General features: G+C 65.1%; 23 protein-coding genes and 1 tRNA gene. All 24 read right to left on the bottom strand.

What is annotated here, in order from left to right; all coding sequences use genetic code 11:
• Positions 1-35 precede the first annotated feature (35 nt).
• Entirely contained in the window at positions 36-164 is a 129-nt protein-coding gene (locus CCR84_RS16680; RefSeq protein ID WP_274610776.1) for a hypothetical protein, read from the bottom strand.
• A 110-nt stretch (positions 165-274) separates the two neighbouring features.
• The gene (gene galE, locus CCR84_RS03945) at positions 275-1,291 is read right to left on the bottom strand and encodes a UDP-glucose 4-epimerase GalE (RefSeq protein WP_201209863.1); all 1,017 of its coding nucleotides are present in this window, start codon (positions 1,289-1,291) and stop codon (positions 275-277) included.
• A gap of 33 nt (positions 1,292-1,324) precedes the next feature.
• Positions 1,325-2,392: an NAD-dependent epimerase/dehydratase family protein gene (locus tag CCR84_RS03940; protein WP_201209861.1), complete on the bottom strand. Its 1,068-nt coding sequence runs from the start codon at positions 2,390-2,392 to the stop codon at positions 1,325-1,327.
• 76 nt (positions 2,393-2,468) lie between these two features.
• Complete coding sequence (locus CCR84_RS03935; protein WP_201209859.1) at positions 2,469-3,029, bottom strand: NUDIX domain-containing protein; 561 nt, start codon at positions 3,027-3,029, stop codon at positions 2,469-2,471.
• 25 nt (positions 3,030-3,054) lie between these two features.
• Positions 3,055-4,539 carry an NADH-quinone oxidoreductase subunit NuoN gene (gene nuoN, locus CCR84_RS03930; protein ID WP_201209897.1) on the bottom strand — a complete coding sequence of 495 codons (1,485 nt, stop codon included), beginning with the start codon at positions 4,537-4,539 and terminating at the stop codon, positions 3,055-3,057.
• 30 nt (positions 4,540-4,569) lie between these two features.
• Positions 4,570-6,054 carry an NADH-quinone oxidoreductase subunit M gene (locus tag CCR84_RS03925; RefSeq protein ID WP_201209857.1) on the bottom strand — a complete coding sequence of 495 codons (1,485 nt, stop codon included), beginning with the start codon at positions 6,052-6,054 and terminating at the stop codon, positions 4,570-4,572.
• A gap of 17 nt (positions 6,055-6,071) precedes the next feature.
• The gene (gene nuoL / locus CCR84_RS03920; protein WP_201209855.1) at positions 6,072-8,099 is read right to left on the bottom strand and encodes an NADH-quinone oxidoreductase subunit L; all 2,028 of its coding nucleotides are present in this window, start codon (positions 8,097-8,099) and stop codon (positions 6,072-6,074) included.
• A 4-nt stretch (positions 8,100-8,103) separates the two neighbouring features.
• Positions 8,104-8,409: an NADH-quinone oxidoreductase subunit NuoK gene (gene nuoK, locus CCR84_RS03915; RefSeq protein ID WP_201209854.1), complete on the bottom strand. Its 306-nt coding sequence runs from the start codon at positions 8,407-8,409 to the stop codon at positions 8,104-8,106.
• A 73-nt stretch (positions 8,410-8,482) separates the two neighbouring features.
• Entirely contained in the window at positions 8,483-9,085 is a 603-nt protein-coding gene (locus CCR84_RS03910) for an NADH-quinone oxidoreductase subunit J (protein ID WP_201209852.1), read from the bottom strand.
• Positions 9,086-9,097: 12 nt separating this feature from the next.
• Positions 9,098-9,586, bottom strand: coding sequence for an NADH-quinone oxidoreductase subunit NuoI (gene nuoI, locus CCR84_RS03905; protein ID WP_201209850.1), 489 nt, complete (start codon positions 9,584-9,586; stop codon positions 9,098-9,100).
• Between the two features lie 10 nt (positions 9,587-9,596).
• The gene (gene nuoH / locus CCR84_RS03900) at positions 9,597-10,649 is read right to left on the bottom strand and encodes an NADH-quinone oxidoreductase subunit NuoH (protein WP_201209895.1); all 1,053 of its coding nucleotides are present in this window, start codon (positions 10,647-10,649) and stop codon (positions 9,597-9,599) included.
• On the bottom strand, positions 10,649-13,024 hold the full coding sequence (nuoG, locus tag CCR84_RS03895; RefSeq protein ID WP_201209848.1) for an NADH-quinone oxidoreductase subunit NuoG: 2,376 nt from the start codon (positions 13,022-13,024) through the stop codon (positions 10,649-10,651). The genes nuoH and nuoG overlap by 1 nt, the downstream gene beginning before the upstream one ends.
• A 5-nt stretch (positions 13,025-13,029) precedes the next feature.
• Entirely contained in the window at positions 13,030-14,364 is a 1,335-nt protein-coding gene (nuoF, locus tag CCR84_RS03890; RefSeq protein WP_207186201.1) for an NADH-quinone oxidoreductase subunit NuoF, read from the bottom strand.
• Positions 14,364-14,837: an NADH-quinone oxidoreductase subunit NuoE gene (gene nuoE / locus CCR84_RS03885; RefSeq protein ID WP_201209847.1), complete on the bottom strand. Its 474-nt coding sequence runs from the start codon at positions 14,835-14,837 to the stop codon at positions 14,364-14,366. The genes nuoF and nuoE overlap by 1 nt, the downstream gene beginning before the upstream one ends.
• Positions 14,837-16,090 carry an NADH-quinone oxidoreductase subunit D gene (locus CCR84_RS03880; RefSeq protein WP_201209846.1) on the bottom strand — a complete coding sequence of 418 codons (1,254 nt, stop codon included), beginning with the start codon at positions 16,088-16,090 and terminating at the stop codon, positions 14,837-14,839. The genes nuoE and CCR84_RS03880 overlap by 1 nt, the downstream gene beginning before the upstream one ends.
• Complete coding sequence (locus tag CCR84_RS03875) at positions 16,083-16,688, bottom strand: NADH-quinone oxidoreductase subunit C (protein WP_201209845.1); 606 nt, start codon at positions 16,686-16,688, stop codon at positions 16,083-16,085. Before CCR84_RS03875 ends, CCR84_RS03880 begins: the two co-directional genes overlap by 8 nt.
• A 12-nt stretch (positions 16,689-16,700) precedes the next feature.
• Positions 16,701-17,177: a NuoB/complex I 20 kDa subunit family protein gene (locus CCR84_RS03870; protein ID WP_201209844.1), complete on the bottom strand. Its 477-nt coding sequence runs from the start codon at positions 17,175-17,177 to the stop codon at positions 16,701-16,703.
• A 3-nt stretch (positions 17,178-17,180) separates the two neighbouring features.
• On the bottom strand, positions 17,181-17,555 hold the full coding sequence (locus CCR84_RS03865) for an NADH-quinone oxidoreductase subunit A (RefSeq protein ID WP_201209843.1): 375 nt from the start codon (positions 17,553-17,555) through the stop codon (positions 17,181-17,183).
• Between the two features lie 60 nt (positions 17,556-17,615).
• A tRNA-Leu gene (locus CCR84_RS03860) sits at positions 17,616-17,700 on the bottom strand.
• Positions 17,701-17,774: 74 nt separating this feature from the next.
• Positions 17,775-18,164, bottom strand: coding sequence for a preprotein translocase subunit SecG (secG, locus tag CCR84_RS03855; protein ID WP_201209842.1), 390 nt, complete (start codon positions 18,162-18,164; stop codon positions 17,775-17,777).
• 9 nt (positions 18,165-18,173) lie between these two features.
• A complete protein-coding gene (gene tpiA / locus CCR84_RS03850) occupies positions 18,174-18,929 on the bottom strand; it encodes a triose-phosphate isomerase (RefSeq protein ID WP_201209840.1) in 756 nt (251 codons plus the stop codon).
• Between the two features lie 207 nt (positions 18,930-19,136).
• A complete protein-coding gene (gene pstB, locus CCR84_RS03845; RefSeq protein ID WP_274610775.1) occupies positions 19,137-19,922 on the bottom strand; it encodes a phosphate ABC transporter ATP-binding protein PstB in 786 nt (261 codons plus the stop codon).
• A gap of 25 nt (positions 19,923-19,947) precedes the next feature.
• Positions 19,948-20,871, bottom strand: coding sequence for a phosphate ABC transporter permease PstA (pstA, locus tag CCR84_RS03840; RefSeq protein ID WP_201209833.1), 924 nt, complete (start codon positions 20,869-20,871; stop codon positions 19,948-19,950).
• Position 20,872: 1 nt separating this feature from the next.
• Positions 20,873-21,811, bottom strand: a complete 939-nt coding sequence (pstC, locus tag CCR84_RS03835; protein ID WP_338052561.1) for a phosphate ABC transporter permease subunit PstC — start codon at positions 21,809-21,811, stop codon at positions 20,873-20,875.
• Between the last annotated feature and the right edge of the window lie 38 nt (positions 21,812-21,849).

Here is a 21,849-nt window from a genome sequence, read left to right as displayed (position 1 = left end):
GCCCGGGCTCGTGCCCTGCCCGGGGAGGGACGTGCTCAGCAGGCGCCGGCCGTGGCGCGGCGTGGCCAGCTCAGGCGAATCTGGCAGTCGACGCCCAGGTAGTCGCGCGAGGTGGACAGAAAATTCCCGATCGCATTGAGCAGTGGCAGGGCAGGAGGATTCATTGGGCGAGTCTCCGGAAGGATGGCGAAGCCCATTCTGCCGAAAGCCGGCCATGCCGGCTGTTGGAGTTGTGCGCCCAGTTGTTTCGCGGTGTTTCAGGCCCGCGACGAGCTCACGCCAGGTTCGCGGCCGCCCACTGCTGCCAGCGCCAGGCGTCGGCGCACATCGCGTCGAGACCGCGCTCGGCCTGCCAGCCGAGCAGTTCGCGCGCCAGCGTCGGATCGGCGTAGCACGCGGCGATGTCGCCGGGACGCCGGTCGACGATGCGGTAGGGAACCGGGCGAGCGCTGGCGCGCGCGAAGGCCTCGACCACCTGCAGCACGCTGTAGCCCTGCCCCGTCCCGAGGTTCACGGTGAGCACACCGGGATTCTTCGCCAGCGCGTTGAGGGCCGCGAGGTGGCCGCGCGCGAGGTCGACGACGTGGATGTAGTCACGCACGCCGGTACCGTCGACGGTCGGGTAATCGCCACCGAACACGGAAAGCTCTTCGCGCTGGCCGACCGCGACCTGGCTGATGTAAGGCATCAGGTTGTTGGGGATCCCGTTCGGGTCCTCGCCGATCAGTCCCGACGCGTGCGCGCCGACCGGGTTGAAGTAGCGCAAGAGCGCGATGCGCCAGGCGTCGTCCGAGCGCGCGGTGTCGCGCAGGATCTCCTCGATCATCAGCTTCGAGCGGCCGTAGGCATTGGTCGCCGACAGCGGGAAGTCCTCGCGGATCGGCACCGCATGCGGGTCACCATAGACGGTCGCCGACGAGGAGAAAACCAGCGTCTTCACGCCCGCTTCGGCCATCACCTCGAACAGCGCGACGCTGCCGGAGACGTTGTTGTCGTAGTAGCGCAGCGGCTGCGCGACCGACTCACCGACCGCCTTCAGGCCGGCGAAATGGATCACCGCGTCGATCGGGTGCGCGGCGAAGATGGCGCGCAACGCCGCGCGGTCGCGGATGTCGGCACGATGGCAGGCGAGCTTGCGGCCGCTGATCGCCTCGATCCGCTCGAGCACCGCCGGCTTGCTGTTGCAGAAGTTGTCGATGACGACGAGGTCGAAGCCGGCAGCGAGCAATTCGACGCAGGTGTGCGAGCCGATGTAGCCGCCACCGCCGGTGACGAGGATGGTCGATTTCATGGCGTCCTTGACAGGGAGAAGTGCGCTTGAACCTCAGCCGAGGAAGCGGATGTACCAGGGCATCGCGCTGCGGATTCCGGCTTCGATGTCGAAGCGCGGCGCGTAGCCGAGCAGGCGCCCGGCCTTGCCGATGTCGGCCTGCGAATGGCGCACGTCGCCGGCGCGGAAGTCGCGGTGGACCGCCTCCCTGTCGTAGCGGACGCCGTTATCGGCGAGCGCCTGCTTGAGGTAGGCGAACAGCTGCGTGAGGCCCGTACGCCCGCCGACGGCGACGTTGTAGACCTGGTTGCGCGCCGCCGCATCGGTCGTCGTCGCGGCGAGCAGGTTGGCCTGCACGGCGTTATCGACGAAGCAGAAGTCGCGGCTCGTCTCGCCGTCGCCGTTGATGAACACTTCTTCGCCCCTGATCATCGCCGCGGTCCATTTCGGGATCACCGCCGCGTAGGCGCCGTTCGGGTCCTGGCGCGGGCCGAAGACGTTGAAGTAGCGCAGGCCGATGGTCGTGAATCCATAGCAGCGCGCGAAGACGTCGGCGTACAGTTCGTTCACGTACTTGGTGACCGCGTACGGCGACAGGGGCTTGCCGATCACGTCCTCGACCTTCGGCAGTCCCGGATGATCGCCGTAGGTCGAACTGCTCGCCGCGTAGGTGAAGCTCGCCACACCCGCATCGCGTGCGGCGACCAGCATGTTCACGAAGCCGTCGATGTTGGCCGCGTTGCTGGTGATCGGGTCGTCCAGGCTGCGCGGCACCGAGCCGAGCGCCGCCTGGTGCAGCACGTAATCGACGCGCTGCGCCAAGCCCTCGCCTTCCTCCGGCGAGCGCGGCTGCCAGCACATTGCCGCACGGCAGTCCGCCAGGCTGCGGATATCGCCCTCGATGAAACGGAAGCGCGCCCATTGCTCGGCGCTCACCAGGCGCTCCACCTCGTCGAGGTTGCGCTGGTGGCCGGTCGCAAAATTGTCGAGGCCGACGACGCGCTGGTCGAGCCTGAGCAGGGTTTCGAGCAGGTTGCTGCCGATGAAGCCGGCGACGCCGGTGACGAGCCAGGTCTTGGGCGCGGCTTGCAGGCCGGTTTTCAGGGTTTCGTAAGCGGACATGGGCCTTCGGTCGGAGTAAGCTGCCGCCCCTGCAGCGACGCCCTTGCTGCGGACGCCAGCAGCACGGCAGACGGGTTCAGGCGCGCAAGCGGCGGTCGGCGTGGAACAGCGCGGCGATGGTCTTGGCGTCGGTGATCTCGCCACGATCGACCGCGGCCAGCGCCGCGTCGAGCGGCAGGGTCAGCAATTCGAGGAACTCGCCGTGGTCGAACTGCGGCTCGCCCACCTTGCGCACGCCGCGCGCGAAGAAGATCTCGATGCGCTCGTCGGAGTAGCCGATGCACGGATGCATGACACCGACGCGTTGCCAGTCGTCGGCGACGTGGCCGGTTTCCTCGAGCAGCTCGCGCTGCGCGGTGACGAGGATGTCCTCGCCGGGGTCGATCTTGCCGGCGGGAAGTTCGATGAAGGCGCGACGCAAGGGGTAGCGGAACTGGCGCTCGAAGAGCAGCCCGCCGTCAACCTCGGCGACCACCACCACGGCGCCGGGATGGACCACGTATTCGCGGGTTGACTCCGAACCGTCGGGCAGGCGCACGCGGTCACGGCGCACGTCGAGCAGGCGACCGCGGAAGACCTGCTCGCCGGCCAGAGTCTCCTCGTGCAACGAATCGCGAGTTAAATCCTGTGTCGCCATGCGCGCGGCCTCGCTCAGGGAAAACTCAGCCGAGCACCGCCAGCGAGAGGCGGATCGCCAGCAGGCAGAACCACATCAGGAGGTCGGGGAAGATCCCGAGCACGGCGACGGCGAGACCGTTGACCGAGATCAGTGCCTTCACCTCGAAGGGCGTGTGGATCGGCGTATCGTCGGTCGGCGCGTCGAAGTACATGAGCTTGACGACGCGCAGGTAGTAGAAGGCACCGATCAGCGACATGAGAACAGCGAAGATCGCCAGCCACAGGTAGCCGGCGGCGACCACCGACTGCAGCACCGAGAACTTGGCGAAGAAGCCGACGAAGAACGGGATGCCCGCCATCGAGAACATCAGCATCATCAGGATCGCCGCGTACCACGGGTTGCGCTTGTTCAGGCCCTTGTAGTCTTCGAGGCTGTCGGCCTCGAAACCCGAGCGCGCGAGCAGCAGGATCATGCCGAAGGTGCCGGCCGTCGACAGCACGTAGACGACGACGTAGAACATCGCCGAGCTGTAGGCGTTGAGCGCGTAACGCGGGTCGCCCTCGACGACGCCGCAGGCGAGCGCCAGCACCATGAAGCCCATGTGCGAGATCGCCGAATAGGCCAGCATGCGCTTCAGATTGTGCTGCGCGATCGCGGCGATGTTGCCGATCGCGATCGAGAGCACGGCCATCAGCATCAGCATCAGTTGCCAGTCGTGCGAGAGGACGATCAGCCCGTTGCCGAGCATGCGGATGACGATCGCGAACGCAGCGAGCTTCGGCGCGCTGCCGATCAGCAGCGCGACCGGCGTCGGCGCACCGTGATAGACGTCGGGGATCCACATGTGGAAGGGGACGAGGCCGAGCTTGAAGGCGAGGCCGGCGATGAGGAAGACCAGGCCGAAGACTAGGATGGTGTGGTTGGCGACGCCGGCGTTGATGCGCTCGGCGACCTCGCCGATCTCGAGCGAGCCGACCGCGCCGTAGATCATCGACATGCCGTAGAGCAGCAGCCCCGAAGCGAGCGCGCCGAGCACCAGGTACTTCATCGCCGCCTCGGCGGCCTTGGGCGAATCGCGGTCGAGCGCGACCATCGCGTAGAGCGACAGCGACAGCAGTTCGAGGCCGAGGTAGATGGTGAGGAAGTGATTGGCCGAGATCATCACCATCATGCCGAGGGTCGCGAACAGCGTCAGCGAGTAGAACTCGCCGCGACCGAGCAAGGGCCGCGCGATCACGTACGGGCGCGCATAGACGAGGACCACCATCACCGTCAGGTAGAGCATCAGCTTCAGCACGTCGCTCAGGAGGTCATGGACGTAGGTGTTGCTGAAGGTGTAGCTGACCTCGCCCGAGAGGCCGGACCAGGTGACGAAGGCAGCGCCGAGCAGGGTGAGCTGGGTCAGCGCGAACAGCGCGGTGCGCCGCGTATCCTTGACGACGATGTCGACGAACAGGATCACGCAGCTCATCGCCAGGACGAACAGCTCCGCGGCCGCAGGACGCAGGTCGGGGAGGATGAATTGCATTTCGGCGAGGGTCATGGCGCGGCTGCGTCCTTACTGGATCTTGCTGACGGCGATGTGGCGAACGAGTTCATTGACCGAGCTGTGCATCACTTCGGTGAATGGCTGAGGATAAAGGCCCATGCCCAGCACGGTCACGGCGAGCAGCGCGAGGATCGCGAACTCGCGGGCATTGACGTCGGTAAGCGCGGCGACGTGGTGGTTGGCCACGGCACCGAAGATGACGCGCTTGACCATCCACAGCGTATAGGCGGCGCCGAGGATCAGGGTGGTCGCGGCGGCGAAGCCGACCCAGAAGTTCGACTGCACCGCGGCGAGGATGACCATGAACTCGCCGACAAAGCCCGAGGTCGCCGGGAGGCCCGCGTTGGCCATCGCGAAGAGCATGAAGAAGGCGGCGAACTTCGGCATGGTGTTCACCACGCCGCCGTAGTCGGCGATGCGGCGCGAGTGCACGCGGTCGTACATGACGCCGATGCAGAAGAACATGGCGCCCGAGACGAAGCCGTGCGAGATCATCTGCACCAGCGCGCCCTCGATGCCGATCGCCGAGAAGACGAAGAAACCAAGGGTGACGAAGCCCATGTGCGCGATCGACGAGTAAGCGACCAGCTTCTTCATGTCCTCCTGCACCAGCGCGACGAAGCCGATGTAGACGATCGCGATCAGCGACATGGCGACGATCAGCCAGGTCAACTCGTGCGCGGCATCGGGGGTGATCGGCAGCGAGAAGCGCACCAGACCGTAGGCACCGAGCTTCAGCGCGATCGCCGCCAGGACGATCGAGCCACCGGTCGGTGCCTCGACGTGCGCGTCGGGCAGCCAGGTGTGCACCGGCCACATCGGAATCTTCACCGCGAAAGCCACGAGGAAGGCGAGGAAGATCCAGAACTGCTCCTGAGCGTCGAGCGGCACCTGGTGCCAGTCGAGGATCGCGAAGCTGCCGCCGGAGCTGAAGAACAGGTAGAGGATCGCGATCAAGAGCAGCAGCGAACCGGCCAGCGTGAACAGGAAGAACTTGAAGGCCGCGTAGATGCGGTTGGCACCGCCCCAGATACCGATGATCAGGTAGAGCGGGATCAGCGAGGCTTCGAAGAAGACGTAAAAGAGGACGCCGTCGAGCGCCGAGAAGATCCCGTTCAACAGCCCCGACATGATCAGGAAGGCGGCGTTGTACTGCGCGACCTTGTTGTCGATCACCTGCCAGCCGGCGAGGACGACGATCACCGTGATGAAGCTGTTGAGGATCACGAACAGCATCGAGATGCCGTCGACGCCGAGCAGGTAGTGGATGTTGAAACGTGCGATCCAGGTGTGCTGTTCGACGAACTGCATCGCCGGCGTCGTCGGGTCGAAGCCGGCATAGAGCGGCAGGGTCACCGCGAAGCCGACCAGCGCACCGGCGAGCGCGAGCATGCGCGCGAGCGGCGCGTTACGGTCGCCACCGGTCGCGAGCACGGCGAAGCCGGCGAGGATCGGTATCCAGATGGCGAGAGAAAGCAGCGGAGCCTCTGACATGGTATTCCCGTTCCGGATCAGGCGCGTCCGACCCAGAGCATCAGGCTCAGGAGGAGGAGCAGTCCGAAGATCATCGTGAAAGCGTACTGGTAGATGCGTCCGGTCTGGAAGAAGCGCAGCAGCGAAGCGCCCCAACCGACCAGTCTGGCCGCGCCATTGACCAAGCCGTCGATGGTGCGCACGTCACCGCCCTGCCACAGGCCGCGACCGAGCAGGCGGGAACCGCCGGCGAGGACCACCTCGTTGAAGCGGTCGAAGTAGTACTTGTTCTCCAGCAGCACGTAGAGCGGTTCGAGGCGCGCCTTGAACACGGCCGGCAGCTCGGGACGCTTGATGTAGAGGAACCAGGCGAGGACGACGCCGGCGGTGGCCAGCCAGAAAGGTGCCGTGCTCAATCCGTGCACCGCCATCGCCGCCGCACCGTGGAACTCGTGCGCGAGTTCGCGCATTGCCGGGTGCGCGTCGAGGTCGACGAAGATCGCGTCGGCGAACCAGTCACCGAAGAGCATCGGCTCGATCGTGAAGTAACCGATCAGGAGCGAGGGGATCGCCAGCAGAATGAGCGGCAGGGTCACCACCAGCGGGCTCTCGTGCGGCTTCTCGCCGGGCGCGAGGCCGTGGTGCTCGTCGTGCCCGTGCTCGTCGTGGTGCGCATGGGCGTGGGCGTCCTCCTGGCCGAAGCGCTCCTGGCCATGGAAGACCAGGAAGTACATGCGGAACGAGTAGAAGGCGGTGACGAAGACGCCGGCCAGCACCGCCGCGTAGGCGAAGCCTGAACCCGGGATGTTCGACGCGGCGACCGCCTCGATGATCGAGTCCTTCGAGTAGAAGCCGGAGAACAGCGGCGTGCCGATCAGTGCCAGCGAACCGATCAGCGAGGTGATCCAGGTGATCGGCAGGTAGCGCGCGAGCCCGCCCATCTTGCGGATGTCCTGCTCGTGGTGCATGGCCAGGATCACCGAGCCGGCGCCAAGGAAGAGCAGCGCCTTGAAGAAGGCGTGCGTCATCAGGTGGAAGATGGCCGCCGAGTAGGCGGAGGCGCCCAGCGCGACGGTCATGTAGCCGAGCTGCGACAGCGTCGAGTAGGCGACGACGCGCTTGATGTCGTTCTGGATGATGCCGAGGAAGCCCATGAACAGCGCGGTGATGGCGCCGATGACGATGACGAAGGACAGCGCCGTCTCCGACAACTCGAACAGGGGCGACATGCGCGCGACCATGAAGATGCCGGCGGTGACCATCGTCGCCGCGTGGATCAGCGCCGAGATCGGCGTCGGGCCTTCCATCGAGTCGGGCAGCCAGACGTGCAGCGGCACCTGCGCCGACTTGCCCATGGCGCCGACGAAGAGCAGGATGCAGATGGCTGAGAGCAGCGCGACGCCCTCGGCGTTCACGCCGAACAGCGAGATCGTCCGGCCGACGAGTTCGGGCGCCTTGGCGAAGACGTCCGCGTAGTCGAGCGTGCCGCAGGCGCCGAGCACCAGCGCGATGCCGAGGATGAAGCCGAAATCGCCGACGCGGTTGACCAGGAAGGCCTTCAGGTTGGCGAAGATCGCCGTCGGCCGCGTGTACCAGAAGCCGATCAGCAGGTAGGAGACGAGGCCGACCGCTTCCCAGCCGAAGAACAGCTGCATGAAGTTGTTGGCGGTCACCAGCATCAGCATCGAGAAGGTGAACAGCGAGATGTAGCTGAAGAAGCGGTTGTAGCCGGGGTCGTCGCGCATGTAACCGATGGTGTAGATATGCACCATCAGCGAGACGAAGGTGACGACCAGCATCATCGACGCAGTCAGGGGATCGACCAGGAAGCCGACCGCGAAGCTGTAGTCGCCGCTGGTCAGCCATTCATAGACCGGACCGTTGAAACGCGCGCCTTCCCTGACCTGCTGGAAGACCAGCAGCGAGGCGAGGAAGGAGACGGCGACGCCGGCGATCGTCGCACTGTGCGCGAGCGCACGCGGGATGACGCGGCAAAAGAGGCCGGCAACGGCGGCGCCGGCGAGCGGCGCCAGCGCGGCGAGGAGCGTCAGGCTTTTGAGATCCATGCGCTCAGCCCTTCAGTTGGTCGAGGTCATCGACATGGACGGTCCTCAGGTTGCGGAAGAGGACGACCAGGATGGCCAGGCCGATGGCGACCTCGGCCGCTGCGACGACGAGGATGAAGAAGACGAACACCTGCCCATCGACGTCGTTCATGAAGCGCGAGAAGGCGACGAAGTTGGTATTGACCGCGAGCAGGACCAGCTCGATCGACATGAGCAGCACGATCAGGTTTTTCCGGTTGAGGAAAATCCCGACGATGCCGATGGCGAAGAGGATCGCGGCAAGGATCAGATAATGCGACAGTGTCAGCAAGGCATCTCCTGTTCTTCCTGGCGTTGCAGCGACGCGGAAAGGGGCCTGGCGGCAGGCTTCATTCCGGTGCACTTCATTCTTGTTTCTCGATCGGCATGCTGACGATACGCAGGCGGTCGCTGGCCTTGACCCGCACCTGCTGCGCCGGGTCGATCGCCTTGTTGCCCGCCTTGGGCTTGCGCCCGGTCAGCGCGATGGCGGCGATGATGCCGACGAGCAGGATGATCGAGGCGAGCTCGAACGGATAGACGTAGTCGGTGTAGATCAGGCGACCGACCGCCTTGACGTTCGATTCGCCGCTGCCGGCGCCGATCGCGTGCTCGAACAGGCCGAGGTAGGAACCGGCGAGGATGACGCCCATCTCCAGCACCATCAGCGCGCCAACCGTCGCACCGAGCGGCAGGTAGCTCCAGAAGCCCTCGCGCAGGCGGTCGATGTTGATGTCGAGCATCATCACGACGAAAAGGAACAGCACCATCACCGCACCGACATAGACGAGTACCAGCGTGATCGCCAGGAACTCCGCTTCGAGCAGCATCCAGATGCCGGCGGCGGAGACGAAGGCGAGCACCAGGAAGAGCACGGCATGCACGGGGTTGCGCGCGGTGACCACGCGTAGCGCGCCGAATACCGCCAGCAGCGAGAAGAGGTAGAAGACGAAGCTCTTGAATTCCATCACGGCCGCCCGTCAGCGATATTTCGCGTCGCTCTCGCGGTCAGCGGCGATCTGCGCTTCGTAGCGGTCGCCGTTGGCCAGGAGCATCTGCTTGGTGTAGTAGAGGTCGCCGCGCTGTTCGCCGTGATACTCGAAGACGCGCGTCTCGACGATCGCATCGACCGGACACGCTTCCTCGCAGAAACCGCAGAAGATGCACTTGGTCAGGTCGATGTCGTAGCGGCTGGTGCGGCGCGAACCGTCGTCGCGCGGCTCGGCCTCGATGGTGATCGCCAGTGCCGGGCACACGGCCTCGCACAGCTTGCACGCGATGCAGCGCTCCTCGCCGTTCGGATAGCGGCGCAGCGCGTGCAGCCCGCGGAAGCGGAAACTCTGCGGCGTCTTCTCCTCGGGGTAGAAGACCGTGATCTTGCGCCCCGCGAAATAGCGCGCGGTTACCGCCAGCCCCTTGAACAGTTCCTTGAGCAGGAAGCTGTTGAGCAAATCCTTCATCGATCCCATGGCCGGCCTCTCATTTCCAGATGTTCAGGGGCGACATCATCCAGCAGCCGACGACGACGATCCAGACGAAGCACAGAGGAATGAACACCTTCCAGCCGAGACGCATGACCTGGTCGTAGCGGTAGCGGGGGAAGGTGGCGCGAATCCAGAGGAAGAAGAAGAGCAGCGCCGCAATCTTGGCGAACAGCCAGAAGATGCTGTCGGGCAGGAAGCCGACCGGCGACAGCCAGCCGCCGAGGAACAGCAAGGCCGTCAGCGCCGAGACCAGGATCATGTTCGCGTATTCGGCGAGGAAGAAGATGGCGAAGGCCATCCCCGAGTACTCGACGTGGAAACCGGCGACGATCTCGGCCTCGCCTTCGGCCATGTCGAAGGGCGCGCGGTTGGTCTCGGCGACGCCGGAGACCACATAGACGACGAACATCGGCAAGAGCGGCAGCCAGTTCCAAGACAGGAAGCCGGCGCCGAGGTCGACGAACATCCCCTGCCCCTGTGCGCCGACGATCGCGCCCAGGTTGAGGCTGTTCGACACCATCAGCACGGTGATCAGCGCCATCCCCATCGCGATTTCGTAGGAGATGAGCTGCGCTGCCGAGCGCATCGCACCGAGCAGCGCGTACTTCGAGTTCGATGCCCAGCCGGCGAGGATGATCCCGTAAACCCCGAAGGAGCTGAGCGCGAGGACGAAGAGCAGGCTCGCGTCGACGTCGGCGATCACCAGCGTGTCGTTGAACGGCACCACCGCCCACGCTGCCAGCGCCGGGATCATCGACAGCACCGGCGCCAGCAGGAACAGCGTCTTGTCGGCGCCGGTAGGGATGATGATTTCCTTGAACATCAGCTTCAGCGCGTCGGCAATCGGCTGCAGCAGGCCCTTGAAACCGACCCGCTGCGGACCGACACGCACCTGCATGAAGCCAATGATCTTGCGCTCGGCGTAGGTGAGGTAGGCGACCGCACCCAGGAGCGGCAGGACCACCGCGACGATCTTCAGGAGTGTCCACACGGCGAGCGCACCAGACTCGCCGAGGAACTCACCGAGAAACTGCTGGAAGGCTTCCATCATGCGGCCTCCACGCTGATCGGACCGAACATGTCACCGAGCGCCGCGGTGCCCGGATGCCCGGTGGACACGCGGACGCAACCGGCCGGAACGCCGTCGTCGATGACCGCGGTGAGCACCGCTTCGCCGACGCCGTGCGCCGACGCCTGCCGCAGGCGGACCGGCGCACCGGCGACCAGCCCGGCTTCAGCCAGCGTCGCCGCCGACATGCGCGCGCTCGGCGGCTCGGCGTCGCGCGTCTTCTGCAGCGCCGGCGCACGCCGCACCAGCGGGTCGGCGAAGTAGATCGGCACGTCGGCGATGCGTTCGAGAACACGGCCGCCGACGTCCTTCGCCGGAACCAGCGCCGTGGGGTCGATCGGCAGCCTGATGCTGTTGTCGAGGCCCGTCGCGAACTGCCCGTCCCTGAGCGAGGCCGGCGGCAGGACCGCGTCGCGCACTTCCTCGCTCGACGTGAACTCGAAACCGGGCAGGTCGAGCAGGTTGCCGAGGACGCGCAGGACCTTCCACGCCGGACGCGACTCGCCGAGCGGACGCACGACCCCCTTGAAGCTCTGCACCCTGCCCTCGCAATTGACGAAGGTCCCGGAAGTTTCGGTGAAAGGTGCGACCGGCAGCAGCACGTCGGCGTACTCGCGCATGGTGTCGCTGACGAAGGGCGAGAGGACGACACGCAGCTCGGCCTGGCGCAGCGCCTGCATCGCCAGTTGCGCGTTGTGACAGTCGAGCTCGGGCTCGACGTTGAGCAGGACATAGGCGCGACGCGGCTCGGCGAACATGGTGCGCGCGTTGCGCGCGCTCGGCAGCGCCCCGGACAGGTAGCCACCGACCCCGTTGCCGGAGTCGCCGATGAAACCGACGCGGGCGCCGGTGATGTCGGCCAGCTGCTGGGCGAGCACGTGCAGCTGCACCGCGTGCGGATGCTGCACGGCGACGCGGCCGAGGAAGATCATGCACTTGCCGCGCACGCGCAGGCTCGCCGCGATCTCTTCGGATTCGATGTCCGGGACGACCGCTTCGAGACCGGCCGGCATCGGCGCACGGCACTGCAGCGCCGCTGCCTTGACCACGCGCGCCAGCGCCATCGGCAGTTGCGAGGGCGACACCACGACGTGCTGGTGCAGGTCCATCAGCGGGTCGTCGTCGCCGAGCGAAATCAGGCTGATGCGCCCCCAGTTGTGCGTCGCCGCCTGACGCAGGCGGTGCGTGAACAGCGGCACGTCCTTGCGCACGAAGCTGCCGACGACCAGCGCCGCGTCGAGCTCGTTCAACTCGGCGATGCGCATGCCGAGCCAGCGCGCGCCGGCAGGAACGCCCTTGGTCGCGAAATCGGAGCGACGCGGGCGGAAATCGACGTTGCCCGAGCCGAGCCCACGCACCACCTTCTGCAGGAGGTGCAGCTCCTCGACCGTCGACCAGGGCGCGGCGAGCGCAGCGATTTCGTCGGCGCCGAAGTTGTCACGAATGTCGCGCAGGCCGTGCGCGACGTAGTCGAGCGCGACGTTCCACTCGACCTCGCGCAGCTCTCCGTCGATGCGGATCTGCGGCCGGGTCAGCCGTTCGGGGCTGTTCAGTCCTTCGTAGGAGAAGCGATCGCGGTCGGAGATCCAGCACTCGTTGACCGCCTCGTTCTCGCGCGGCAGCACACGCATGACGCGCTGTCCGAGCGTCTGCACGGTAAGGTTGGCGCCGACGCTGTCGTGCGGGCTGATCGACGGCAGCCGCGACAGCTCCCAGTTGCGCGCCGCGAAGCGGAAGGGCTTCGAAGTCAGCGCGCCGACCGGACAAAGGTCGATCATGTTGCCGGACAGCTCGGAATCGATGCTGCGCCCGAGGAAGGTGGTGATCTCCGCGTGCATGTTGCGGTTGACCATGCCCAGTTCCATGATGCCGGCGATTTCCTGGCCGAAGCGGACGCAGCGTGTGCAGTGGATGCAGCGGTTCATCTCCTGCATCGAGATCAACGGGCCGGGATCCTTGTGCACGACGACGCGCTTCTCTTCCTGGAAGCGCGAGGCGCCCTTGCCGTAGCCGACCGCGAGGTCCTGCAGCTGGCATTCGCCGCCCTGATCGCAGATCGGACAGTCGAGCGGGTGGTTGATCAGCAGGAATTCCATCACCCCCTGCTGCGCCTGCGCCGCCAGCGGCGAGTGCGTGAACACCTTCATGCCGTTGGTCGCCGGCGTCGCGCAGGCGGGCACCGGTTTGTTGGCGCCGGCGACCTGCACCAGGCAGGCGCGGCAGCTGGCGGCGATCGACAGCTTCTTGTGGTAACAGAAGTGCGGAATGTAGACGCCCAGCTGCTCGGCCACCTCCATGATGTTGGCGCCGTCGGCGAACTGCGTCACTTGACCGTCGATTTCGATTTCAGGCATCTGGCTCAACCTTCAGCCGGCGCAGTGAAGAAACTGCTGCCGGCGCGCTGCACCTCGACCGGAACGAGGCAGCGACCGTGTTCGATGTGATACGCGAATTCGTCGCGGAAATGTTTGAGGAAGCTCTGCACCGGCGCCGCCGCGGCGTCGCCGAAGGCGCAGATCGTCCGTCCCGAGATGTTGCCGGGCAGGCTGCCGAGGAGATCGAGATCCTCCGGCCGCCCCCGGCCATTTTCGATGCGATGGATGATCTTGTACAGCCATCCGGTGCCCTCGCGGCAGGGCGTGCACTGCCCGCAGGACTCCTCGTGATAGAAGAAGGCGAGGCGTTCGAGCGCCTTGACCATGCAGGTCGTCTCGTCCATGACGATGACCGCGCCCGAGCCGAGCATCGAGCCGGCCTTGGAAACGCCGTCGTAGTCGAGCGTCGCCTCCATCATCACGTCACCGGGAACGACCGGCGCCGAGACGCCGCCGGGGATCACCGCCTTCAGCTTGCGCCCGCCGCGCACGCCGCCGGCCATCTCGAGCAGGGTCGCGAACGGCGTTCCCATCGGCAGCTCGTAGTTGCCGGGACGATTGACGTGGCCGGACACGGAGAACAGCTTCGGACCGCCGTTGCCGGGCTTGCCCGCGGCGAGGTAGGCGTCGCCGCCCATGTTCATGATGAAGGGAACCGACGCCAGGGTCTCGGTATTGTTGATCGTGGTCGGCTGGCCGTAGAGGCCGAAGCTCGCCGGGAACGGCGGCTTGAAGCGCGGCTGGCCCTTCTTGCCCTCGATCGATTCGAGCAGCGCGGTTTCCTCGCCGCAGATGTAGGCACCGTAACCGTGGTGCGCGTACAGCTCGAACGAATGGTCGGAGCCGAGGATGTTCTGGCCGACGAACCCGGCGGCGCGCGCCTCGGCTATCGCTTCCTCGAAGCGCTGGTAGAGTTCCCAGATCTCGCCGTGGATGTAGTTGTAGCCGCGCGTCGCGCCGATCGCGTAGCCGGCGATCACCATGCCCTCGATCACCGCGTGCGGGTTGTAGCGCAACAGGTCGCGGTCCTTGAAGGTGCCCGGCTCGCCCTCGTCGGAGTTGCAGACGAGGTACTTGTCGCCCGGCAGCGTGCGCGGCATGAACGACCACTTGAGGCCGGTCGGGAAACCCGCACCACCACGACCGCGCAGCACCGACTTCTTGACTTCGGCAATGATCTCGTTCGGCGGAATGCGCTCGCCGAGCACCCGGCGCAGGGCCGTATAACCGCCGCGCGCGACGTAGTCGGCCAGACGCCAGGTCCGGTCGCCGTCGAGGCCGGCGGTGAGGATCGGATTGATCGAACCGAGGATCGCCATCAGGTGAGCTCCGCCAGCATTGCGTCGATCGCCTCCGGCGTCATCTTGCAGCACATGCGCCGGTTATTGACGAGGAGCACCGGCGCGTCGCCGCAGGCGCCCATGCATTCTCCCTGCTTCAGCGTGTACTTGCCGTCGGGCGTCGTCTCATCGAGGCCGATGCCGAGCTTTTCCTGCAGGTATTCGAGCGCATGCACGCCGCCGGACAGCATGCACGGGAGGTTGGTGCACACCGTGAGCTTGTGCCGTCCGACCGGCTTCAGGTCGTACATGTTGTAGAAGGTCGCCACTTCGAGCGCGGCGATCGGCTTCATGCCGAGGTAGTGGGCGACATACTCGATCGTCTCGTGCGCGAGGAAGCCCTTCTCCTCCTGGGCGATCGCCAGCGCGGACATCACCGCCGACTGACGCTGGCCTTCCGGGTACTTGGCAATCTCGCGATCGATACGGGCAAGGGATTCTGGAGTCAGCATCAGCGGTCGATCTCGCCAAAAACGATGTCCTGCGAACCGATGATCGTGACCACGTCGGCGATCATGTGACCGCGCGCCATCTCGTCCATCGCTGCCAGGTGCACGAAGCCCGGCGCGCGGATCTTCATGCGATAAGGCTTGTTGGCGCCGTCCGACACCAGATAGATGCCGAACTCGCCCTTCGGATGCTCGACCGCGGCGTAGGCTTCGCCCTCGGGCACGTGCATCCCTTCCGAGAAGAGCTTGAAGTGGTGGATCAGCTCTTCCATGTTCGACTTCATCGCCTCGCGCGACGGCGGCGCCACCTTGGCGTTGTCGGTGATCACCGGACCGGGATTGACGCGCAGCCAGTCGATGCACTGCTTCATGATGCGCGTCGACTGGCGCATCTCTTCCATGCGGCAGAGGTAGCGGTCGTAAGAATCGCCGGTGACGCCGACCGGCACGTCGAAGTCGACGCGATCGTAGGCGGCGTACGGCTGTTTCTTGCGCAGGTCCCACTCGACGCCCGAGCCGCGCAGCATGACGCCGGAGAAACCGAGCTGACGCGCGCGCTCGGCGCTGACGACGCCGATCCCGACCAGGCGCTGCTTCCAGATGCGGTTTTCGTTGAGCAGGGTGGCGTACTCGTCGATGTACTTCGGAAAGCGCGTGCAGAAGTCGTCGAGGTAGTCGAGCAGAGAGCCGCTGCGCGCCTCGTTCAGGGCCTTGACCGTGGCCGGGTCCTTCCACTTCGACTCGCGGTACTGCGGCATGCGGTCCGGCAGGTCGCGATAGACACCGCCCGGCCGGTAGTACGCGGCGTGCATGCGCGAGCCGGAGACGGCCTCGTAGGCATCGATCAGGTCTTCACGCTCGCGGAAGGTGTACAGCATGATCGACATCGCGCCGACGTCGAGCGCGTGCGTGCCGATGTTCAGCAGGTGATTGAGGATGCGCGTGACTTCGTCGAACAGCGTGCGGATGTACAGCGCGCGCAGCGGCGGCTCGATGCCGAGCAGCTTCTCGATCGCCATGCAGTAGGCGTGCTCGTTGCACATCATCGACACGTAGTCGAGGCGGTCCATGTACGGCACCGACTGCAGCCAGGTGCGGTGCTCGGCGAGCTTCTCGGTGGCGCGGTGCAGGAGGCCGATGTGCGGGTCGGCACGCTCGACCACCTCGCCGTCGAGTTCGAGGACGAGGCGCAGCACGCCGTGCGCAGCAGGGTGCTGCGGACCGAAGTTGAGGGTGTAGTTGCGCAGTTCAGCCATGGCGCGGGTTCCCGTACTTGTCCTCGCGCACGATGCGCGGTATCACCTCGCGTGGCTCGATGCTGACCGGCTGGTACACGACGCGCTGTTGCGTCGGGTCGTAGCGCATCTCGACGTGCCCCGACACCGGAAAATCCTTGCGGAAGGGATGGCCGACGAAACCGTAGTCGGTGAGGATGCGGCGCAGATCCTCGTGCCCCGGAAAGACGATCCCGAAGAGGTCGAAGGCTTCGCGCTCGAACCAGTCGGCACAGGTCCACAGCGGCGTCAGCGACGGCACCATCGGGAAGCCGTCGTCCTCGGCGAAGCAGCGAACGCGCAAGCGCCAGTTCCTGTCGATAGACAGCAGATGCACGACGACGGCGAAGCGGCGCGCGCGTTGCTCGCGCGCACCCCAGGTCGAGTAATCGACGCCACAGAGGTCGATCAACTGGTCGAAGGCGAGTTCGGGATCGTCGCGCAGGGTCTGCAGCACCTCGCGATAACGGTCGACGCCGACCTCGATGGTCAGCTCGTTGAGCGCACGCCGCTGCGCGACGATGCGGTCGCCGAGGCGTTCGTCCAGCAGTTGGGCAAGCGTATCCAGCTTTGCAGTCATTGGGCGCTCCGGTCAGCGGGCGATGGTGCTGGTACGCCGAATCTTGTTCTGCAGCTGCAGCACCCCGTAGAGCAGAGCCTCGGCGGTCGGCGGACAGCCGGGAACATAGACATCGACCGGAACGATGCGATCGCAACCGCGCACCACCGAATACGAATAGTGGTAGTAGCCGCCGCCGTTGGCGCAGGAACCCATCGACAGCACCCAGCGCGGCTCGGCCATCTGGTCGTACACCTTGCGCAGGGCCGGCGCCATCTTGTTGGTCAAGGTACCGGCGACGATCATCAGGTCGGACTGGCGAGGACTCGGCCGGAACAACATGCCGAAACGGTCGATGTCGTAGCGGCTGGCACCCGCATGCATCATTTCGACCGCACAGCAGGCGAGACCGAAGGTCATCGGCCACAGCGAACCGGTACGCGCGTAATTGATCAGCTTGTCGGTACTGGTCGTGACGAAGCCTTCGTGCAGGACGCCTTCAATCCCCATCGCTCACTCCCACTCCAGCGCGCCCTTGGCCCATGCATAGACGAAGCCGATCACCAGGATGGTGATGAAGACCATCATCTCGATAAAACCAAACCACTTGATTGCCTCGGTATCGACAATTTCCTTGAATATCGTCGCCCAGGGAAAGAGGAAAGCAATTTCCAGATCGAAAATGATGAAGAGGATGGCGATCAGGTAAAACCGCACATCGAATTTCATGCGCGCGTCTTCGAAAGCCTCGAAACCGCATTCGTAGGGGGAGAGTTTCTCGGAGTCAGGCCGGCTCGGCCCGAGAATCCAGCCGATCGCCATCGGCAGCGCACCGACAAGGGCACCAACGATGATGAAGAGGAATACCGGGAAGTAGTTTTCGAGCATGACCAGCCGCGCTATTTCTGCATTTCAAACCGGAATCATCACTTCCCTGATGATTCCACTTGGTGCCGACGATGAGACTCGAACTCATACGACCGAAGTCACTACCCCCTCAAGATAGCGTGTCTACCAATTTCACCACGTCGGCACTGCTACAGACAGATCACGAGATGATCGAGGAATACTGCTTTCTCGTGTCTGCTATTTCCACAACTGAGAATATCAGTTGGGAACATCCTTCGCCTTGGATCCGGAATCAACGGAAACGGCTGCCTTTTCTTCTGCGGGTTTCTCGTCGTTCGATGCCGCGGCTGGCGCAGGAACTGATGAGGAGTTTACCGCATTTTCCATCACACTGGAAGAGGTTTTTGGCTTATTCGACTGAATATATGCGAGGCCCAGGCTGGTGGCAAAGAAAATGGCGGCGAGTACAGCCGTGCTGCGCGACAGAAAATTGGCCGAACCCGTCGCACCGAACAGACTGCCGGAAGCACCACTACCGAAAGCCGCGCCCATGTCGGCGCCCTTGCCATGCTGCACCAGAACCAGACCGATCACCCCCAGCGCAACAGCGATGTGGACAACCAGAAGCAACGTAAAGAGAGTGTTCATTTCGTCCCGTCAGCGATCTGCAGCACGGCAGATCGTCAAAAAATCGTCAGCCACCAGCGACGCGCCACCGATCAAGCCACCGTCGATGTCGGGCATCGCAAAGAGCTCGGCGGCGTTCTGCGGCTTGACGCTGCCACCGTAGAGGATACGCACGCCCGCGGCAATGCCGGCATCGAGCACGGCGAGTTGCGCGCGCAGCGCTGCATGCACTTCCTGCGCCTGCGCCGAGCTCGCAGTGCGTCCGGTACCGATCGCCCAGACCGGCTCGTAGGCGACCACGATCGCAGCGAAGGCAGCGATGCCGACGCGTTCGAGCACGGCCGCCAGCTGGCCGGCAACGACCTCGTTGGTCTGCCCCGCCTCGCGCTGCGCCAGCGTCTCGCCGACGCAAAGCACCGGCCGCAGGCCGAGTGCCAGCGCTGCCTCGACCTTGGCCGCGACCTGCGCATCGCTCTCGCCGTACAGCGAACGACGCTCGGAGTGACCGACCAGCACGTAGCGGCAGCCGAAATCACCGAGCATCGCAGCGCTGACTTCGCCGGTGAAGGCCCCCTGGGCATGCTCGCTCAGGTTTTGCGCGCCCCAGGCGACGTCGGTCTCCGCCAGCAGCGACTGCACCTGCGCCAGATACGGAAACGGTGCAAAGACCGCGCTCTCGACGCGGTTCAGCTCCTTCGCGCCGGAAGCGACAGCCGACAGCAACTGCTCGTTGGCAGCCAGGCTGCCATGCATTTTCCAGTTTCCAGCGACAAGTTTGCGACGCACAGTAGATCCCCGTCGTTCAAAAGATGCCGATTATAGTGAGGCGGCGCGGCGCCGGTCAATGCAAAGTGAGCGCGGCGGCGTGAACAAGTCGTCCCTGGACAGCATTTCATCCGTGCCGACGTCGGCGCGCGGGCCTGAAAAAAATCGCCGGCGCAGGCAAGAATGCCCGCGCCGGCGCGGCGCTGCCGAGTCGAGGCAGCGACGGGATCAGCCGAAGCGACCCGTGATGTAGTCTTCGGTCTGCTTCTTCGCCGGCTTGATGAAGATCTCGTCGGTGACACCGAACTCGATCATCTCGCCCATGTACATGTAGGCGGTGTAGTCCGAGATGCGCGCCGCCTGCTGCATGTTGTGGGTGACGATGAGCACGGTGACCTTCTCCTTCAGCTCGGAGACGAGTTCCTCGATGCTGGCGGTGGCGATCGGGTCGAGCGCCGAGGTCGGCTCGTCGAACAGCATCAGCTCCGGATCGCTGGCCAGCGCGCGCGCGATGCACAGGCGCTGCTGCTGACCGCCCGACAGGTTGGCGCCCGGCTCCTTCAGGCGATTCTTCACCTCCTCCCACAGGGCCGCGCCGCGCAGCGCCGCCTCGACCTTGTCGTCGACCACCGAGCGGCTCTTCTCGCCGCGCACGCGCAGACCGTAGGCGACGTTCTCGTAGATCGACTTCGGGAACGGGTTGGGCTTCTGGAACACCATGCTGATGCGCATGCGCACTTCGATCGGGTCGATGTCCGGCGCCAGCAGGTTGGTGCGGTCGGGGTGAAAGTCGATCGAACCCTCGTAGCGGTTACCCGGGTAGAGGTCGTGCATGCGGTTGAAGCAGCGCAGGAAGGTCGATTTGCCACAGCCGGACGGGCCGATCAGCGCGGTGACCTTCTTGTCGTACACCGGCATGTTGATTCCCTTGAGCGCGTGAAACTTGCCGTAGTGGAAGTTGAGGTCACGCGCTTCGGCCTTCAGCGGCGGCAGCGATTGGGCTGCATTGGTCATTGCATTCATCCTGTTTGTTGATCGTTTACCACTTGATGCTCTTGCGCAGACGGTAGCGCAACCAGATTGCCAGCCCGTTCATGGCCAGGGTCATGAGCACGAGGAGGAAGCCGGCGGCGGCGGCATTGACCGCGAAGGCCGCTTCCGGACGCGAGGTCCAGTTGAACATCTGGATCGGCATCACCGTGAAGGGCGCGAACAGCCAGTCGAACATCCCGGCCGGCGGTTCGCCCGCGAACGGGGCCGGCGGCAGGAAGGCGATGAAGGTCAGCGCACCGATGGTGATGATCGGCGCGGTCTCGCCGATCGCGCGCGCCATGCCGATGATGATGCCGGTGAGGATGCCGGCCGACGAGTAGGGGACGATGTGGTCGCGCACCGTCTGCCAGGTGGTCGCGCCGCAGGCGTAGGAACCCTCGCGGATGATCTGCGGGATGGCACGGATCGCTTCGCGCGTCGCCACGATCACCACCGGAAGGATCAGCAGCGCCAGCGTCAGGCCGGCGGTGAGGATGCTCTGCCCGAGGCCGAAGGTGTACACGAACAGCCCCAGCGCGAGCAGGCCGTAGATGATCGACGGCACGCCGGCGAGGTTCGAGATGTTGATCTCGATGATGTCGGTGAGCCAGTTCTTCGGCGCGTACTCCTCGAGATAGACCCCGGCGGCGACACCGATCGGCACCGCGGCGAAGGCGGTGACCAGCATCACCAGCAGCGAGCCGACCCAGGCCGACAGGATGCCGGCATTGGCCGCGCGCCGCGACGGGAACGAGGTGAGGAAGTCGGCATCGATGCGGCCGATTCCGTCGATCGCCATGTTGGCAAACAGCGCAGTGAAGGTGAGCACGCCGATCATCAGCGCGAAGACACCGAGCAGCCCGAACAGCCAGTCCCAGCGCTTGTGCGACGCGATCAGCTCGCGCAGCGCCTGCAATTCCTGTTGATTCATCTCAATACACCTCGCGGAACTTCTTCCGCATGTAGTAGCCGAGCAGGTTGAAGACCAGAGTCATCAGCATCAGCATCAGGCCGGCCGCGAAGATCGTCTGGTAACCGATGCTGCCGTGCGGCAGGTCACCGAGCGCCACCTGGACGATGTATGAGGTGACGGTCGCGCCGGGCTCGGCCGGATTGAAGGTCAGGTTCGGCTGCATGCCGGCGGCGACCGCGAGGATCATCGTCTCGCCGACCGCGCGCGAGATGCCGAGGATGTAGGCCGAGGCGATGCCCGAGGTGGCTGCCGGCATGACCACGCGCAGCGCGGTCTGCAGGCGCGTCGCGCCCATCGCGTAGGAGCCTTCGCGCAGGGACATCGGCACCGCCCGCATCGCGTCCTCCGAGAGCGAGGCGACGTAGGGGATGATCATGATGCCCATGACGATGCCGGCGGCGAGCAGGTTGAAGCCGGGCAGGTCCGGGTAGATCATCTGCAGCAGCGGGGTGACGACGACCAGCGCGAAATAGCCGTAGATGATGGTCGGCACGCCGCCGAGCAGCTCGAGGAAGGGCTTGGCCACCTCGCGCACGGTGAAGGGCGCGAACTCGGACAGGTAGATCGCGATGATCGTCCCGAGCGGGATGGCGACCAGCAAGGCCACCGCCGAACTGGTGATGGTGCCCGAGAGCAGCACCATGATGCCGTAGTGGGCGTCGTCGAACAGCGGCGTCCACTGCGTGTCGAAGAGGAAGTCGGACAGCGGCACCCTCTGGAAGAAGACGATCGATTCGCTGACCAGCACATAGACGATGCCGAGCGTCGTCATCACCGAGACGAACGCGGCCAGGAACATCAGCGCTTCGATGCCGCGTTCCTTGACGTTGCGCAGACGGTTGAACTTCAGCCGCCCGATGGGAACCGCGGACTCGGCGGGAAGGGGAATTGAACTCACGAGGAAGACTCTCGAAGGGTGGCGAACAAGCAAACAAC

The sequence above is a fragment of the Rhodocyclus purpureus genome (assembly GCF_016653115.1).
GTDB classification, from domain to species: domain Bacteria; phylum Pseudomonadota; class Gammaproteobacteria; order Burkholderiales; family Rhodocyclaceae; genus Rhodocyclus; species Rhodocyclus purpureus.
The sequence above is the reverse complement of the archived record's forward strand: the minus strand, read 5'-3'. Positions and strand labels throughout refer to the sequence as shown.

Excerpts from the sequence above, each read along its gene's own strand:
- CCR84_RS03935 (WP_201209859.1), bottom strand. The coding sequence starts at position 3,029 with ATGGCGACACAGGATTTAACTCGCGATTCGTTGCACGAGGAGACTCTG.
- nuoG (WP_201209848.1), bottom strand. The coding sequence starts at position 13,024 with ATGCCTGAAATCGAAATCGACGGTCAAGTGACGCAGTTCGCCGACGGC.
- CCR84_RS03875 (WP_201209845.1), bottom strand. The coding sequence starts at position 16,688 with ATGACTGCAAAGCTGGATACGCTTGCCCAACTGCTGGACGAACGCCTC.
- CCR84_RS03910 (WP_201209852.1), bottom strand. The coding sequence starts at position 9,085 with ATGGAATTCAAGAGCTTCGTCTTCTACCTCTTCTCGCTGCTGGCGGTA.
- nuoI (WP_201209850.1), bottom strand. The coding sequence starts at position 9,586 with ATGGGATCGATGAAGGATTTGCTCAACAGCTTCCTGCTCAAGGAACTG.
- nuoF (WP_207186201.1), bottom strand. The coding sequence starts at position 14,364 with ATGGCGATCCTCGGTTCGATCAATCCGATCCTCACCGCCGGCCTCGAC.
- pstA (WP_201209833.1), bottom strand. The coding sequence starts at position 20,871 with ATGAATCAACAGGAATTGCAGGCGCTGCGCGAGCTGATCGCGTCGCAC.
- nuoL (WP_201209855.1), bottom strand. The coding sequence starts at position 8,099 with ATGGATCTCAAAAGCCTGACGCTCCTCGCCGCGCTGGCGCCGCTCGCC.
- CCR84_RS03940 (WP_201209861.1), bottom strand. The coding sequence starts at position 2,392 with ATGTCCGCTTACGAAACCCTGAAAACCGGCCTGCAAGCCGCGCCCAAG.
- CCR84_RS03880 (WP_201209846.1), bottom strand. The coding sequence starts at position 16,090 with ATGGCTGAACTGCGCAACTACACCCTCAACTTCGGTCCGCAGCACCCT.
- pstB (WP_274610775.1), bottom strand. The coding sequence starts at position 19,922 with ATGACCAATGCAGCCCAATCGCTGCCGCCGCTGAAGGCCGAAGCGCGT.
- nuoN (WP_201209897.1), bottom strand. The coding sequence starts at position 4,539 with ATGCAATTCATCCTCCCCGACCTGCGTCCTGCGGCCGCGGAGCTGTTC.
- CCR84_RS03865 (WP_201209843.1), bottom strand. The coding sequence starts at position 17,555 with ATGCTCGAAAACTACTTCCCGGTATTCCTCTTCATCATCGTTGGTGCC.
- galE (WP_201209863.1), bottom strand. The coding sequence starts at position 1,291 with ATGAAATCGACCATCCTCGTCACCGGCGGTGGCGGCTACATCGGCTCG.
- CCR84_RS03870 (WP_201209844.1), bottom strand. The coding sequence starts at position 17,177 with ATGGGGATTGAAGGCGTCCTGCACGAAGGCTTCGTCACGACCAGTACC.
- nuoE (WP_201209847.1), bottom strand. The coding sequence starts at position 14,837 with ATGCTGACTCCAGAATCCCTTGCCCGTATCGATCGCGAGATTGCCAAG.
- secG (WP_201209842.1), bottom strand. The coding sequence starts at position 18,164 with ATGAACACTCTCTTTACGTTGCTTCTGGTTGTCCACATCGCTGTTGCG.
- CCR84_RS16680 (WP_274610776.1), bottom strand. The coding sequence starts at position 164 with ATGAATCCTCCTGCCCTGCCACTGCTCAATGCGATCGGGAATTTTCTG.
- CCR84_RS03925 (WP_201209857.1), bottom strand. The coding sequence starts at position 6,054 with ATGTCAGAGGCTCCGCTGCTTTCTCTCGCCATCTGGATACCGATCCTC.
- nuoH (WP_201209895.1), bottom strand. The coding sequence starts at position 10,649 with ATGGAAGCCTTCCAGCAGTTTCTCGGTGAGTTCCTCGGCGAGTCTGGT.